Origin of the sequence: Gilliamella apicola, assembly GCF_003202655.1 — a bacterium.
Lineage (GTDB): Bacteria > Pseudomonadota > Gammaproteobacteria > Enterobacterales > Orbaceae > Gilliamella > Gilliamella apicola_R.
In genome coordinates this window covers 65,853-79,996 of record NZ_QGLR01000018.1, presented here as the reverse complement: position 1 = coordinate 79,996, position 14,144 = coordinate 65,853, and the positions used below count along the sequence as shown (strand labels likewise).

The following is a 14,144-nucleotide window of genomic DNA, read 5'->3' as shown; positions in this document are numbered from 1 at the left end:
AACTGTCCTCGAACTTATATGATCCTAACTTAAAAGAAATCAACTTTTATGTTAACGCCGGCAGTTAGGCCTTCGTTAAATTGCGCAAAAGCATTATTACCACGAGCGTAAGCGTATGTGCGGTAGCGTTTATCAAAAATATTGTTGATATAACCAGTCACAGTAATCCGTTCATTGGTTTGCCAGCCAAGACTTATATCAGTTGTACTGTAACTACCTTGACGTAGTTGATTACTACCATCAAAGTAAAGCGGACCAGTCATATTCACCGCTATTCTAGGCATTAGAGCGCCCATTGACGTTGCAACCAAGCCATCTACGCTAAACCCAGCTCCATACTTAGGAATAAACGGAACTCGATTATTAGCATAATCATCAGCCGTCACATTACTGGCAAACTTAGAGTGAGTTAAATTGCCATTTAGGGTTGCAGCCCATCCGGGGGTAAATAACCATTTTGCATCAGATTCAATACCTACAGCATTTGCACTACCCGCATTTTTCAATGTTTGAAAACCCATCGGACCTGAGTAAAGCTGCATATTCTTAGTATGGGTATAGTAGACAGCACTTTGAAGCTGAAAATCGTCAATTTCATAACGTGAACCAATTTCATAGTTAATCGATTTTTCAGCAGAAAAAGGCTCCGCTCGAGTACCGGCTTGTGGTGTAATAGTAAAGCCAGCAGCCTTATATCCCTGTGCGACGCGCGTATAGATACGCCAGTCTGGTGTTAAACGATAACCAACTGAAAACTGACCTAACACCTGATTATCACTATTATCCCCAGCTGACCAGGCGCTATTATTACCATAATGCGTCTTCGCTTTATCATGAGAAGCACGTAAACCTGCTCCCAGATCAAATTGGGAAACATGCAAGGTTCCATCCATATAAGTGGCTAATGATTGCGAGGTGACTGAGGAATCGGTTGTACTCGTTTTGCGACTTTCATCAATATCCAGTCGGTATAAGCCAAATACGCCATCCCATAAACGGTCATCGCCTTGTGTTGCTGCGCGAATTTCTTGGGTATTTTGATCCCAATGCTCCGAGGATTGAGCTGAGTAAGGACCATAAGGAAAACGACGTTCATATTTAAGTTGTTGCCAAGCACTACTAGCAGTCAGTAACCAATCGCCGAAATCATAACTTCCATTTAGAGTTTGACTATGTGTACGACGATGCATGCGTGGATCTAAACTACCGGCAGACGTTAATAGTTTGCGGCTGTGGGTCTTTTTATAGTCTAAATAGGTATCCTGAGTTGAGTGAGTTCTATCTTCTGTTGCACTAAAATTGACTTCCCAAGGAGCGGTTATTGGCGCTAATCTGAATTTAATATTACCGGTATTTTCATCTGATCCTCCCAATCTGTGCGAACCAGTGGATGGGTTATTGAATGCCCCAGGTTGTGACTGACGCAGCAATGTGATGCTACCATAGAATACATCCTCTACTAGTGGACCACTGAGATTCACACGGCTATGGTAACCTTTTCGGCTAGCACCACCACCATCAATATAACCACGAAATAGGTTATTAGGCTTGGCAGTACTAATATTCACTATACCGCCCTGCGCACTGCGACCATAAAGAGTGGCTTGCGGCCCCTTCATCATGGAAACATGATCAACGTCGATCAAAGACTGGACTAAATTAGTCGACAGTTGTGGTACTCCATCAACATAAAATGTGATTGCCGGCGAATAAAGATCCTGAGCAGAAGAGATCCCCCTTAGTGATATCGCAGGAAATAGCAAATTACCACTGTTTTGTATATTCAAACCGGGCAATACCAGAGAGAGTTTTTTCGTATTATCTACCCCCGCGGCTTCGAGTTTAGCCTGGGAAATGGTATTAGAAGATACATTCAGTGAAGAGGCAGCTTTATTAGATTGCTTACTTGCAGTTACAATAATAGTATCAAAGTCAGTTTTCTGATCGCTTTGTTTAGTTATTGGATCTGCCAGCAATTCTTCATTATATAACAAGCCTAATATACACAAAAATATAAGTTTTTTTTTCATCGATTATTATCCACTGTTACTTTTATTTTGAGCTAAAAACTCATTCTAAAATAGAAATTGGATAACGCTGGTGTACAAAATCTTCAAAAAAAGTATAATTAAGTATAATGATAATTATTATCATCTTGTTATGGATAGAGAGGTGACGGATGAAAACCATTCGCTATAGTAAAGATACTCGCAAACTGGCAACCAAAGACAAAAAACTATTTGAAAGTACTGAATGGTTTAACATACAAGGGTTGCTTAATGCTGGTTTCGTAGAAATGGCGCCGTTACAAGATATTCGAAAGAATACAAAGGTTGGTAAGCATTTATCGCTCGTATTTATGCTCAATGGCGCTGTGCATCATCATATACATGGCTCCAAATCAGTCGTGTCTTATCAACCCAATAAGGTTTATCTCTCTTACTCACACGATACGATATATGGCACCGATTTTTTCCCTGCTAATTACAGTTATAACATCATATTGTTACAATTCCGTCCGGACGAGCTATTAAAGATATTCAATGAGTGCCCACTAAATAGCTATCGGGCGAATATGCAATTTTCTTCACCAAATTTCTGTATTTGGCGGTTAACACTTACACCGGTGCTCAAAGATATAGCACAACGATTGCAAGCCGCCAGAAGATCTTCTGATGCTTTATCGCAACTCAATATACAGCGATTAAGCCTTAACGCGCTGTGGTTAACATTAGAGCAATTAAAGTACTCCTCATCGACAGATGGCGAACCAATAAAGAGCAGCTTAACTGGTCGAGATCGCAAAAATGTAATCAATGCACAATTATTTATACACGAGCACTTCCAAACTCATTTAATCATAAAAGATATTGCTAAAGTTATTGGTGTGAGTGAGTCTAAATTGAATAGAGACTTTAAAAAGGTGTTCGATGTTGGTATACACCGCTATATTATCAACTATCGCTTGCAACAGGTGACAAAATTACTTAATGAAAGCACATTAACCGTTAGTGACATTGCAATTCGATGTGGCTTTACCTGTGCTGGTCATCTCTCCAGACGATTTGTTGAGGTGTTTGGTGTCACACCTCATGCTTATCGTTGCAATTAATCCAAAATCTATACTGCTTTTAAAATTGAGCTTCGATACAAAAAAATAAGTACGAATAAAGCACAGCCTAAAGTAAGATTGAAGAGTGTAACGTAACCCATATAATAAGCAACGATACCACCGATATAACCAGAACATCCGGCAGCAAGCGCTGCTCCGCATTGAAATAGTGTAAAATCTAATCCAGCTTGCTTCAACGATGCTTGTGTGGTTAGGAACGAGTAAAGACAAACTAAGCCCACAGAAAAAGTGTAGTTAAAAAACAGATAGCTAACAATAAGCCATAGTGGATTTATATCAGGCTGAAGACTTAATATGATAAAGCAGCTGATTGACAAGCATTTAAATAGGGTTGCCAATAAGAGTGCCCAGCGATAGCCTATAATTCGGATAAAGAGCATACCTGATAAAGTGCCTAGCATCCCACAAGCAGCACCGCCAAAACTGGTTACTTTGCCTAAATTCTCTAGAGAAAGCCCAGCGTCAATCGCAAAAGGAGATAGCATAGATGAAATTAAACGACCACTAATCTCAAAGAAAAAGACTAAAACGATCGCCTTTAGCATCATTGGTTGCTTTAGTGTTTTAATGAGAGATGGTCTCTGATCGCTTTTTTCTGTAACAGGAAGCTGATTGATACTCGGCGCTAATAACAAAGGTAGCAATAAAAAGAGTAGTAATCCACTATAAACAAGTAAGGAGGATTGCCATCCCCATTTATCATATAGATAAATTAACCCGCCACCGCCTACAGCCATTCCTAAATAACCACATCCAATCCGTAATCCATTGCCGATACCGTATGATTTTGAATTTAAATTCTCAATCATATAAGCATCACAAGCAATCTCACTCGTGCAACAAACTAATGATAATAAAATTAATAGTGAGATTAGTGTGATGAACATATTTTCATGTATGAATGATAGGCCAATTAATATCACCGCCAGAGCCACTTGTCCGGCAATGACAATTTGTTTGCTGCGAATTTTCCCGGATGCAGTGACTCTATAACGCTCAACGCCACCCGCCCAGAGTACTCGAAGTGTCCAAGGAATCATAGCAAGTGACACTAAACCAATAGTGTACAAATCCACATTATGACTCCGTAGCCAAGCCGGTATAGCTTGAAAGACAATACCACCGATTAATGTTTGAACAAAATAAAATGAGCCAATTGCAAATATAAGTTTCAAAAGAACGCCACCATTAAATATAAAAATACCCACAAAAGTACAAAGTTTTTTTCATCAATTATTAGCCACTGTTACTTTTTGGGAGCCAAAAACTCATTCTAAAATAGAAATTGGATAATGCTGGTGTACAAAATCTTCAAAAAAAGCACAATCAAGTATAATGATAACTATTATCATTTGTCTATGGTAAGCATTTCTTTGTTTTTATTAGATATTTTTATATGATTTATATGAATAGTAATGATTAAGATGATAAGGTCTTCCTGTGATGTGGGTAGCAATTATCAGATTGATCTGGCTTAGCAATATATTTCTTAAGCAGCACATTAACTGTACTATATTAGAAAATTTTTTTAGCTTATTGATAGATTGTGAAAAAATTACAGCCGATATGTTTCGACGCTCGTCCACGGTCATGTTTTAACGAACCCTTTGGTATATTCGATTGGCATAAGGATTGCTGCCGTTTTCTAAATTTTATGGAGGATTACCCTGAGACTTGAGCAAAGGTAGAAAAATCTTAGGGGCATTTTTACATTCATCTGGTTTGGTAAAGACTAAAACTTTGATTGGTTTGATGCCGTGTTCTCTCTTGATTCAAAGCAAGGTAAATTTATAGCTGATAGATTGCTAAGCCCATTTTGCCACAATGTGATTTAGCAATAACATTAACAGACGATTAGTTGGTAAAATGGCGGCGTTTTTAGTTAGTCTGTGCACTTGTTGCACGGCAACAGGCTCGTTAACTGGCTCGCAAAATTCATATAAATCAATCAACTCTTACATTAGGAGGCAATTTTATTCTCTCGACCAAAGAAAATATAGGCAATAACGGCAATAACACCGAAAACAAGAGAGAGCAAAAACATGATATAGTAACCATTGTTAATTGAAATTAGTTGAGCTTGCGTCAGATAGATAAGCATTCCTGATAATACTCCCCCAAATGCACCGCCAATCTGCTGTACAACACGCGTGATAGCACTCGTGTCCTTGATTTGATTTTTATCGCAAAATTCGAATGGAGAAGAGAGAACCGCAATCGTCGCAATACCCAACCCTGAACCTCGGATAATAAAACCAATAATTTCTGATAAGTTTCCGCCGATTTGAATTATTAATATACTTATGGCAGAGAATATTAATCCAATGCCAATAATTAAAAATGAATTTATCTCACTTAAACTTTGATAAATAAATTTTCTAGCTAACCAGGCACCTACACCCTGTAAAGCAAGTAGCAAACCAATATACGTGATAGCAACATTATCATTTATAGCTTGGATTAAAGGAAAAAAAATCATGAAACCAAAAAAGATAAGCGACGTCAGAAATCCCATAATTATTGCCAGTGAATATTGAGCGCAACTAAAGGGACTTAAGTCGACCAGTTTAATAGCCGACCTACTATTAACAAGAAGCGAAACTATCATCAAGCCAATCCCTAAAACCAGCATAATAATATTAGACATATCAAAAAAATGGCCAGAAGCGATATTTTTAATCGAGATAAAAAATAATATTAAAGCGATTAGGAATGTCATAAATACATAAATATTCATATTGTATTTAGACGTTTTATTATCAGGTACTGTCGTCCTACCAAAGAAAATAGCCAGAAGCACTAAGGGTACGTTAATAAAAAAGGCCATTCTCCAATTTAACTGTTCAGAAATAATCGCGCCAAAAATTGGTCCTAGTGCAGGAGCAAAGACTGACGGAATAGCCACTAATGCCATAATTGATTTTAGTCTCTGTTTACCAAAATAAGTCGCTATTATTGATTGAGTAATTGGAATTAAAATCCCCGCACCAAGACCTTGGATACCTCTAAATAAGAGCAAAGACACTAGATTATATGAGAAACCAACCAATACAGAGCCAACAAGAAAAATGATAATTGAGTATAGCCATGCTTTTTTGAGTCCAAAATTTTCATGTATATAAGGAGATAGTAATATACCCATAGCACAGGCCAGCATATATACAGTCATCGCCCATTGTATGAAAGTATAAGAGGTATTAATGTCATTGGAAATTGCGGATAAAATAACATTAACAATGCTATTATCTAATAATGGCAATACGCTAGATAGCGTCATAGCAAACACTAACTTTCTTTCGGCGGCTGTCAGCTCAAGGGTTTGTTTCATGACAAACTCTCTCTAAACGATATTTAGTTGCGCCGCGTATATATATGCCATTAAAGGTTGTTGGTATCACTTCTTTATAATTTTTATGTTTTCCTTTCATGCATCTGTTACCTTCTCAAAACCAGACTATTAAACAATGAATAAATTTGCAAATTACTCATTAATGCGTATAAAAAACGATTATTTGGCTCATTTACAACTTATCTATTTATTGCTAACTTGTTATCTTGAATTTAATTAAGAGGACTTTAGGATAGCCAGTAGAATAGCCTTTTACTAGCCAATTTAAGCCACAAAATATCCCATCGGGGCCACATAAATGAATACGCCACTCATCTCTCCACAGCTCGCTTCCTCTGATAGTGAACCGATGATCATATCGACAGTCAGCCACTCTTCCCAAAGAGTGACTCAGCGTCATGGTCATTCGAGAGGGCAATTACTCGGCACATTACAGGGTTTAATTTCAATTGCAGCTGAAAGTTGTCAATGGGTAGTGCCGGCAACTCATGCGGTCTGGATACCGCCAAATGTACAACATAGTCTTCTTGGATCACATGGGGGTTTCGAGGGATGGAGCATCTATATACAAAAAAACGCATGCATTGAACTACCTGTCAAACCATGCATTTTAGCGTTATCTGGCTTATTGCGCGAAGCAATTACCCGAACCATGTCATGGCATAATTCAGAACTTGAACCGGAACAGCAGCGATTAATTGCCGTAATCCTTGATGAGATTAGAACCATGCCCCAAATCGAGCTAGCACTTCCAATGCCAAAAGATATGCGTCTGTTAAAAATCGCTTTAGCTTTGTCTGATAATCCTGGCGATAATAGAAATCTTAATGACTGGGGCGTTTGGGCTGGCATTTCCCGGCGCTCACTAACCCGTCGATTTACCAATGAAACTGGGTTTAATTTCACACAGTGGCGTCAAAAACTGCGTATGTTAAAAGCGTTAGAATTACTTACTGCCGGAAAACCAATCACCGAAATATCTTTGTATTTAGGTTATGACAATATTAGTGGATTTATTGCTATTTTTCGACGAAATTTCGGGGTAACACCGGGAAACTACCAAAAAGCCATGAGAAATCGTCTCTCATGGCGAAACTTTACTAACTAAGACGATGAAAACCTTTCTGCGGTTTGCGATAAGTACAGCGAGACGGCTTTATTTTAACAACGATCAGCAAGATGAATATAAGATGTCAGTTAGTCGTCTCCCGCCGACTATGTTTATAAAAAGTCTGCTTATTGAGTAGACTTTTTTATTAATGCCATCAGGTATTTGCTACAAATCTCGCACCGCGAGACAAAGCAACTTTCTGACTATATTTACCTATCTGTCTATTCTGATGTTGATTGCTTCACCCTCTAAAATCCCTACATTAGTGTTTATTCTATTGATTTAATTAAGTTAATAATAAAAATTGTGATCTACACAACAGTTTTGGTACTTAAAATTGACAACATGTATCTTTTTGACTATTTTTTAACAATAGTTACGTTAATTTAACGTATATCTGTTTTATAAAAAAGTCCAACCATGGAGTATGATTTTTTGGAATATCGTGAAATTGCTTCAAAAACTTATGTTGAAGAACAAATTAAAGCTAATCCGACTATTGTTAGTCAAAAATTGACAGAACGGGCACTAGCAGAACATTTTGGTGTAAGTCGTACAACAATAAGAAATGCTTTGAATGATTTAGCTATGGAAGGTTATGTATTCCAAGCTGAGACTGATGTCGAACAGCATAAAATTTTTGAGATTAACATGTTAAAAATGTCTTCTTTTAGTGAAGAAGTTAAAAAAGAAGATGATATCGACATTAATATAAAAGTTATTAGCAATCAAATTATTAACATGCCGGCTGAACTAAGAGCCTTTTTTGGTTCAAACGAAAAATTGATTAGAATTATTCGACAAAGGATATTAAACAAAACCCCGCTTTCTTACGAAATAACCTATTTATCATCTAATAAGTTCAAAGGTTTAGAGCAAGTCGATTTAAATAATGTCTCTCTTTATCAATTTTTAAAAGATCATTATCCAGTTAAACCTAGTCATGGCCGTGAAGAAATAACCTATGAGTTAGCAGCTGAAGATAAGGCTAAATATTTACAAGTTATTGATGGCACACCCATTTACAAAGTTTCTAGTAATAATTTTGATGATAATTTTCAACCATTTGAACATACCGAACAATATCTAGTAGGCAATCGATTTAAATATCATCTATCGGCTAAAAATATCTTCAATTACGGAGAAAAAAATAGTGAAATTGTTTGAAAAAATAGCTGATCATTTAATCGAGAAAATTAACACCGGCCAATATGGTGTGGGTTCGGAATTACCTCCAGAAGTCCAATTACAGAAAGATTATGATGTTAGCCGAACAACTGTGCGTAAAGCCATTGATCTATTGGTAGAAAAAAATATGGTTGTTCGAAAGAAAGGTGTTGGTTTATTTGTTGCGCCAATGCTTTCTACGCAAAATATTTTAGAGATGACCGGTATTATTAAACCGGGTATTTATCAACATCACAAAAAAATTATCAAAGAAGCTTATTTAAGACAAGCGGGTCTTTATTACAGCCAATTACTGAAAATAAAACCATCAGAATTGATTTATTACATTAGTTTTTTAGAAATAGCAAAAAATAGTGTCGTGAAAGAAATTTTTATTTTACCACTTAACCATTTTCCTGATTTTCAAGTTTCAATAATAAAAGTGCTGTCTGCACTTGAAATCACCAATTCAGGTAAGAAAAAAGTCGATAAATTAGAACAAGATTTACAGCTTATTGTCGCCAATGCTGAATTAGCCAAGCAACTACGCTGCCAAATCAATGAACCGTTATTTAAAGTGTCTAATCACTATTTTGATATAAATAGCGAACCGATTGCCATTGAATACAAATTCGCTAGTAATACTAAATATGTGGTGGATTTCACCTAGGAGGAAAAACCAATGATTAAATTATTACGTGTCGATCACCGCTTATTGCATGGTCAGGTTGTTGTTTCATGGTTCGATAATGTTGGGGCGAATACTATTTTAGTTGCCAATGATGCGGTCGCTAATGATGAGTTTCGAAAATCAGCGATTCGGTTAGCTAAACCAGAAAATGCCAAACTGGTTATGAAGTCAATTGATGACAGTATTGACGCTATTAATTCTGGTGTAACCGATAAATATCAGATGTTAGTTGTGGTGGAATCAGTTGGAGATGCAGAAAAACTTATTCGGGGGACTCAAGAACAGATAACTAGCCTTAATTTAGGAGGAACTAAACCACGTGAAGGGACCAAAAATTACTCTAAAACAATTAATTTGACCGATTTAGAAGCGGATCTTTTAGCTGGATTACAACAAGATGGTGTTGATGTGTATATACAACAGATCCCAAGTGAATCTAGGCAAAAATTTGAAAAATAGACCAAAAGGAATACAAAATGAGTATTGTTATTACAGCAATTATTTTGGCCTTGATAGCTATGTTAGCCAATGGTGAATACTTTTTAGGTTCATCAATGTTATCAAGACCTTTGGTTACTTGTACCTTAGCGGGGCTAGTAATGGGCGATGTTACACAAGGGATTATCATCGGTGCAACATTAGAGTTAGCGTTTGTTGGTTCTTTTTCTATTGGGGCATCTATACCACCAGAAATTATTTCAGGTAGTGTATTAGGAACCGCTTTTGCTATTGGTGCCGGTAAAAGTACCGCAGTTGCTCTAACTTTAGGTATTCCAATTGCCTCTTTGGTTTTAATCGTTAAAAACTTATGTTTCTTATTTATTTTACCCTACTTTGTTCATAAAGCCGATAAGTATGCTAGTGAAGGTAATGGTAAAGGTGTTGATCGCATGAATATTTTTGGCGGTTTCTTTTCCATCAATTTACCAATTGGCTTAGTAGTCGGTTTTTCATACTTATTTGGTAGTGAAGCGATAAAAAGCTTACTTGAGGTTATTCCTGAGTTTGTTATTAACGGTTTAGGAATTGCCACTGGTTTATTACCGGCATTTGGTTTTGCCATGTTAATGAAGATTATGATCAAAAAAACCAATGCAACATTCTTTATTCTTGGTTTCGCTGTAGCAGTATATATGAAAGTACCTGTCACTGGTGTTGCCGTTTTTGGCGCTTGTATGGCGTTAATTCTTACCGGTTACTCTTCATTTACCGGCAAAAAATTTACCACCTCAGACAATCAAGAAGTTAATAATCAATCAGGCAAGGCTTTAGTAGGACAGGAGATCAATTATGAAGATGAAGAATTCTAATTTAATTACTAAAAAGGATTTAATGCGAACATTTTGGCGCTCTTTCACTGCTGAGTGGTCATGGAACTATGAACGGCAAATGAATCTAGGTTATTCTTTTGCGATTCGTCCTGCTTTAGAAAAAATTTATAGCCAAAAACCAGAACAATTAACCACTGCCTATCAAAGACACTTAGAGTTTTATAATGTTACGCCATGGTTAATTACTTTCCCATTAGGTATTTCCATTGCCATGGAAGAGCAGAATGCCGTAAATAAAGATTTTGATGAAAGTTCAATAAATGACGTCAAAATTGCCTTAATGGGACCACTAAGTGGTTTGGGGGATTCATTCTTCTGGGGAACATTACGGGTTATTGCCACAGGTATTGGGACCTCACTGGCGATGCAAGGGAATATCCTAGGCCCACTGCTATTTTTATTAATTTTCAATATTCCAGCCATTATCGCTCGTTATTTTGGTCTATTTATTGGTTATAACATTGGTGCATCTTTTATTGAAAAAGTGCAAAAAACCGGCTTGATGGATAAATTATCTTATGGAGCATCTATCTTGGGGCTCTCGGTGGTTGGCGCTATGGTAGCGACGATGGTGACACTAAATATGCCATTAACAATAGGATCTGGCGATGATGCAACATCATTACAAGCCATTTTTGATGGCATTGTTCCACAAATACTACCGTTGCTATTTACTCTATTTATCTTTTTATTAGATAGAAAAGGTCTGAAAGCACCTTGGATCTTATTACTGATTGCCGGTATCGGTATCTTTGGTGCTTGGAGTGGATTACTCGGTTTATAAAAAGGAATATGTAATGAAAAGTATTGCTGATTATGTAGCATTAGAACCTGAATACTATCAGAGTATTTTAGACAATTATCAAACATTATTTGTTGATACTATTGATTTAAGCCAAGTTAAACAATTTAACTCAATAGTTATTTTTGCTACTGGTTCAAGTTCTAACGCAGCTTATGGGGCAAGACCTTTAATGTGTAAAATCTTAAAGGTTCCCGTTTATATTGAAGATCCTTCAATCGCTGCTAATTATTTACATTACAGCGATCCTAATACCTTGTATTTTGCTATTTCACAAGGAGGCGAAAGCTACTCAACGATTCATTTAGTTGAAGAATTTATTAGGAACAACCAAACTATCTATACGCTTACCAGTAACCCTGATAGCCCATTATATAAAATTAGTAATAATGTGTTATCTATGGGTATTCCGATTGAGGAAATGCCTTATGTCAGTGCGGGTTATAGCGTTACGATTCTTGATTTGATCTTAATTGCTTTAGTCATTGCACAAAAAAATGGCAGCATGGATGATCAACAATTTGCTAGTTATTTCGATCAACTTAGAAAAGTTGCAGGTTTGCTACCTAAAGTTATTGAACAATCGCAAGCTTGGGTAAATCAATATCAACACAAATTTTATCATTCTCAACGAGTCATATTTATTGGCTACGGTGCAACCTATGGTACCGCCAGAGAAGGTGAAACCAAGTTCACGGAAACTGTACGAAATAGTGCTTTTGGTAAAGAGCTCGAAGAGTATATGCATGGCCCATATTTAGGATTAGATGAGGATGATAATATCGTTTTCCTTGAGCCGCATGGCGTATTATCTGACCGTGCTGAATTGTTAAAATTATTTTTGACTAAACATGTTAAAAATATTTCGACTATTTATGCCAATAACAGTAGCAATCTTAAACCAGACGATTTGTGTCTTAATATTGATATAGATGAACTGTACGCATCACTATTTATGACAATACCCGTTCATCTATTAAGTTACCAAGTTTCAAAATTAAAAGGTCATAACCTTGAAAAATCAACCTATCCAGAATTTGATGAAATAACTAGCTCGAAAATTAAGAGGATTTAAAAATGAGAAAATATGACGAAAAGAAAGAATTAGATAGCATGAATGGTGCGTTAGCATTAAGACCAAAAATTAATGAATTTATTGATAAAATCCACGAGCGTGGTTATAGCAATGTATGTTGGTTAGGTATTGGTGGTACCTATGCATCATCAATGCAAGCAGTTGTACATATGAAAGAAAAAACAGCGATTGAAACTTTTGTGCAACATGCGGCAGAATATTTAGTCACTGGCAATAAACGTATTACTAAAGATACGCTTATCATTATTTCATCAGTGACAGGTACGACACAGGAAGTGGTTGCTGCTATTGATAAAATTAAAAAAGAAGTGGGTTCAACGGTATTTGCTTTTATAGATAAAGCCGATACCACATTAGGCAACATGGCCGATTATGAGGTTGTTTACCCGATGAATGAACAATTAAAATTCTTTATGACAGCCGACCGTTTAATGTTTTTAGCCGGAGAATTCCCAGATTATGATGAATTTTACCAACAAATGGATCAACATTTTGCCCAAAATATCGTAGCTGTTGCCAAAAAAGCCGATAAATTTGGTCAAGAAGTTGCTGAAAAACATCATAATGACTCAATGCACTATTTTGTTGGCGCGGGTAATCAATGGGGAGCAACTTATTCTCATGCTATGTGTTATTGGGAAGAGCAACACTGGTTACGATCAAAATCAATTGAATCAGCAGAGTTTTTCCATGGTACGTTAGAAGTTATCGACCGTGACACAGCAGTCACTGTTTATGTTGGTGAAGATACCCAACGGCCATTAAGTGAAAGAGTAGCTAAGTTCTTACCGCAAATCTGTGGCAATTACACTATTATTGATACTAAAGATTATGAATTACCAGGTATATCGGAAAAATATCGTGGAAATCTTTCACCATTTGTCTTCCGAGCTATTAATAATCGTATCGATGCTTATGTTGAACATCTCAATCGTCATCCAATGACAATCCGTCGTTATTATCGTTGTTTAGATTATTAAAATAGGAACTTAACTCGATGATTTCTGTATTAGTCAGTACTCATGGTTCAACAGCGAAAGGTTTAATTGAAACGGCGGAAATGATTTGTGGTAAACAATCTCAGTGTGAAGCTGTTTCGTTTGCTATGGGACAATCAACCGATGATTTTCAACAGCAACTGCAACAAAAGCTAAAAGCGTTACAAGATTTTGGCTCAGAAATTGTCTGTTTTGTTGATTTAAAAGGTGGCACACCATTTAACACTTTAGTTAGATTGATGGCTGATTTTCCTAATATAGAAATAGTCACTGGGGTAAATGTGCCTATGCTGTTAGAAACTTTTATGCAACGCAGTGAGGTAAATCTAGCAACATTGTTACCAGATATTATACAAGCAGGCACTCAAGGGATTGAACGGTATAATATGGCGGCAATGGCTGTAGACCAACCAAGTGATGAAGATTTCTAGAATCGACCGATCGCCAAACTAAAATAAGCCCGATA

At 36.6% G+C, this 14,144-nt stretch carries 13 protein-coding genes; 10 read left to right on the top strand and 3 right to left on the bottom strand.

The window, feature by feature from the left end:
• Positions 1-29: 29 nt before the first annotated feature.
• Complete coding sequence (locus tag DKK70_RS15430; RefSeq protein ID WP_110434782.1) at positions 30-2,030, bottom strand: TonB-dependent siderophore receptor; 2,001 nt, start codon at positions 2,028-2,030, stop codon at positions 30-32.
• Positions 2,031-2,179: 149 nt separating this feature from the next.
• Between DKK70_RS15430 and DKK70_RS15425 the strand changes: the two genes are divergently transcribed.
• Positions 2,180-3,112, top strand: coding sequence for an AraC family transcriptional regulator (locus DKK70_RS15425; protein WP_110434781.1), 933 nt, complete (start codon positions 2,180-2,182; stop codon positions 3,110-3,112).
• Between the two features lie 8 nt (positions 3,113-3,120).
• On the opposite strand, the gene DKK70_RS15420 is transcribed toward DKK70_RS15425, so the two are convergent.
• Positions 3,121-4,308, bottom strand: coding sequence for an MFS transporter (locus DKK70_RS15420; RefSeq protein WP_181416030.1), 1,188 nt, complete (start codon positions 4,306-4,308; stop codon positions 3,121-3,123).
• 785 nt (positions 4,309-5,093) lie between these two features.
• A complete protein-coding gene (locus DKK70_RS15415; RefSeq protein ID WP_110434779.1) occupies positions 5,094-6,461 on the bottom strand; it encodes an MFS transporter in 1,368 nt (455 codons plus the stop codon).
• A gap of 319 nt (positions 6,462-6,780) precedes the next feature.
• Here DKK70_RS15415 and DKK70_RS15410 point away from each other — a divergent pair, with 319 nt between their 5' ends.
• From DKK70_RS15410 to DKK70_RS15370, 9 genes are all read left to right on the top strand, one after another.
• Positions 6,781-7,590 (top strand): AraC family transcriptional regulator, encoded by an 810-nt coding sequence (locus DKK70_RS15410; protein WP_110434778.1) that lies wholly within the window; start codon positions 6,781-6,783, stop codon positions 7,588-7,590.
• Between the two features lie 438 nt (positions 7,591-8,028).
• Positions 8,029-8,760 (top strand): GntR family transcriptional regulator, encoded by a 732-nt coding sequence (locus DKK70_RS15405; RefSeq protein ID WP_181416029.1) that lies wholly within the window; start codon positions 8,029-8,031, stop codon positions 8,758-8,760.
• The gene (locus DKK70_RS15400; protein WP_181416028.1) at positions 8,747-9,430 is read left to right on the top strand and encodes a GntR family transcriptional regulator; all 684 of its coding nucleotides are present in this window, start codon (positions 8,747-8,749) and stop codon (positions 9,428-9,430) included. The genes DKK70_RS15405 and DKK70_RS15400 overlap by 14 nt, the downstream gene beginning before the upstream one ends.
• Before the next feature lie 12 nt (positions 9,431-9,442).
• The gene (locus tag DKK70_RS15395) at positions 9,443-9,910 is read left to right on the top strand and encodes a PTS sugar transporter subunit IIB (RefSeq protein ID WP_110434775.1); all 468 of its coding nucleotides are present in this window, start codon (positions 9,443-9,445) and stop codon (positions 9,908-9,910) included.
• 17 nt (positions 9,911-9,927) lie between these two features.
• On the top strand, positions 9,928-10,761 hold the full coding sequence (locus tag DKK70_RS15390) for a PTS mannose/fructose/sorbose/N-acetylgalactosamine transporter subunit IIC (protein ID WP_110434774.1): 834 nt from the start codon (positions 9,928-9,930) through the stop codon (positions 10,759-10,761).
• Positions 10,742-11,566: a PTS system mannose/fructose/sorbose family transporter subunit IID gene (locus DKK70_RS15385; protein WP_110434773.1), complete on the top strand. Its 825-nt coding sequence runs from the start codon at positions 10,742-10,744 to the stop codon at positions 11,564-11,566. The genes DKK70_RS15390 and DKK70_RS15385 overlap by 20 nt, the downstream gene beginning before the upstream one ends.
• A gap of 13 nt (positions 11,567-11,579) precedes the next feature.
• Positions 11,580-12,659, top strand: coding sequence for an SIS domain-containing protein (locus DKK70_RS15380; RefSeq protein WP_110434772.1), 1,080 nt, complete (start codon positions 11,580-11,582; stop codon positions 12,657-12,659).
• Positions 12,660-12,661: 2 nt separating this feature from the next.
• Positions 12,662-13,660 (top strand): SIS domain-containing protein, encoded by a 999-nt coding sequence (locus tag DKK70_RS15375; protein WP_110434771.1) that lies wholly within the window; start codon positions 12,662-12,664, stop codon positions 13,658-13,660.
• A gap of 17 nt (positions 13,661-13,677) precedes the next feature.
• Positions 13,678-14,109, top strand: a complete 432-nt coding sequence (locus DKK70_RS15370) for a PTS sugar transporter subunit IIA (RefSeq protein WP_110434770.1) — start codon at positions 13,678-13,680, stop codon at positions 14,107-14,109.
• Positions 14,110-14,144: the final 35 nt, after the last annotated feature.

Bases quoted from the DNA above. Each gene is read 5' to 3' on its own strand.
- DKK70_RS15430 (WP_110434782.1), bottom strand. From the start codon at position 2,030: ATGAAAAAAAAACTTATATTTTTGTGTATATTAGGCTTGTTATATAAT.
- DKK70_RS15425 (WP_110434781.1), top strand. From the start codon at position 2,180: ATGAAAACCATTCGCTATAGTAAAGATACTCGCAAACTGGCAACCAAA.
- DKK70_RS15415 (WP_110434779.1), bottom strand. From the start codon at position 6,461: ATGAAACAAACCCTTGAGCTGACAGCCGCCGAAAGAAAGTTAGTGTTT.
- DKK70_RS15410 (WP_110434778.1), top strand. From the start codon at position 6,781: ATGAATACGCCACTCATCTCTCCACAGCTCGCTTCCTCTGATAGTGAA.
- DKK70_RS15395 (WP_110434775.1), top strand. From the start codon at position 9,443: ATGATTAAATTATTACGTGTCGATCACCGCTTATTGCATGGTCAGGTT.
- DKK70_RS15390 (WP_110434774.1), top strand. From the start codon at position 9,928: ATGAGTATTGTTATTACAGCAATTATTTTGGCCTTGATAGCTATGTTA.
- DKK70_RS15385 (WP_110434773.1), top strand. From the start codon at position 10,742: ATGAAGATGAAGAATTCTAATTTAATTACTAAAAAGGATTTAATGCGA.
- DKK70_RS15380 (WP_110434772.1), top strand. From the start codon at position 11,580: ATGAAAAGTATTGCTGATTATGTAGCATTAGAACCTGAATACTATCAG.
- DKK70_RS15375 (WP_110434771.1), top strand. From the start codon at position 12,662: ATGAGAAAATATGACGAAAAGAAAGAATTAGATAGCATGAATGGTGCG.
- DKK70_RS15370 (WP_110434770.1), top strand. From the start codon at position 13,678: ATGATTTCTGTATTAGTCAGTACTCATGGTTCAACAGCGAAAGGTTTA.